We start from the raw sequence: 1,199 nt of genomic DNA, 5'->3' as shown, positions 1-1,199 counted from the left end.
CGTAAGCTTCCCCGTCAAGCGGACAGTTCAAAAGTAGAGTTCCTGTCGTGAATGGCCCCGTACTCGTGAGGCGTTAAATCACCGAGGGCATCGTGTGGGCGCTGCTCGTTGTATTCGAGTTGCCACCAATGGACTGCCTCGCGGACATCCTCGAGCCTGGTAAACAGATACGCATCCAGCAGCTCCTCGCGCAGGGTTCGGTTGAAGCGCTCGATGTAGGCATTCTGATTGGGCTTGCCGGGCTGGATGTACTGGATGGCCATACCGTGCTGCTTGCCCCAGGTCACAAAAGCTTCGCCCAGGAATTCCGGACCGTTGTCCACCCGCAGTACCTGCGGCAGGCCGCGCTGGCTTTTGATCTGCTCGAAGATCCGGATCAGACGCTGGGAGGTGATCGAGGTATCGATCTCGATATGCACCGCTTCCCGGTTGAAGTCGTCGGCGACATTGAATAGCCGGAAACGCCGGCCGCAGACCAGGGCATCCGCCATGAAGTCCGCTGACCAGACGGTGTCCGGCTCGGCCGGCACGTACAGGGGCACGCGCTCGCGCTTGGGCAGTCGACGCTTGGCGGCACGGCGCCGATTCAGCTTCATGGCGGTGTACACACGATAGACCCGTTTGTGATTCCATCGACGCCCTTGGCGTCGCAGCAGCTTGTGGCACTTCCAGAAGCCCCGGCTGGGCCGGTCTTCGACCAATGCCGCCAGGGCGGCGATGATCTCGGCATCCCGGACGGTCCAGTCCGCCGGCGGGTCGTAGTACGCCGACCGGGACAGCGCGACACAGCGACAGGCAGCGGCCACCTTGACGGAATGATTAGCCACCATGAAATGCGCCGCGTCGCGCCGGGCAGCCGGCGCTACAACTTTTTTCGGATGAGGTCCTGCATCGCCGTGTGCTCCAGCGCCAGATCCGCATACATGCGCTTGAGCCGGACATTCTCGGCTTCCAGCTCCTTGACCCGCTTCAGGTCCGAGGCCTCCATGCCACCGTATTTGGACTTCCACTTGTAGTAGGTCGCCTGGCTGATGCCGTGCTTGCGGCAGACCTCACCAACCGCCAGACCAGCGTCGCACTCCTTCAGGATCGCGACAATCTGGCTCTCCGAAAACCGTGACTTCTTCATCGAAAACCTCCTGGCTAAAGACTGCCAGAAAGCTCTACTTGCTACCTGTCCGGGATATAGGGAAGCTTAC

1 protein-coding gene is annotated in these 1,199 nt (G+C 61.0%); it reads right to left on the bottom strand.

The window, feature by feature from the left end:
• Positions 1-14 precede the first annotated feature (14 nt).
• Positions 15-1,129 (bottom strand): IS3 family transposase gene (locus RM532_RS15800; RefSeq protein WP_311654300.1). Its coding sequence is split into 2 segments (ribosomal slippage): positions 15-877 and positions 877-1,129, totalling 1,116 coding nucleotides; the frame shifts between segments, so codons are not numbered across the junction.
• Between the last annotated feature and the right edge of the window lie 70 nt (positions 1,130-1,199).

Origin of the sequence: Spectribacter hydrogenoxidans (genome assembly GCF_031846275.1) — a bacterium.
Lineage (GTDB): Bacteria > Pseudomonadota > Gammaproteobacteria > Nevskiales > Salinisphaeraceae > Spectribacter > Spectribacter hydrogenoxidans.
The sequence above is the reverse complement of the archived record's forward strand: the minus strand, read 5'-3'. Positions and strand labels throughout refer to the sequence as shown.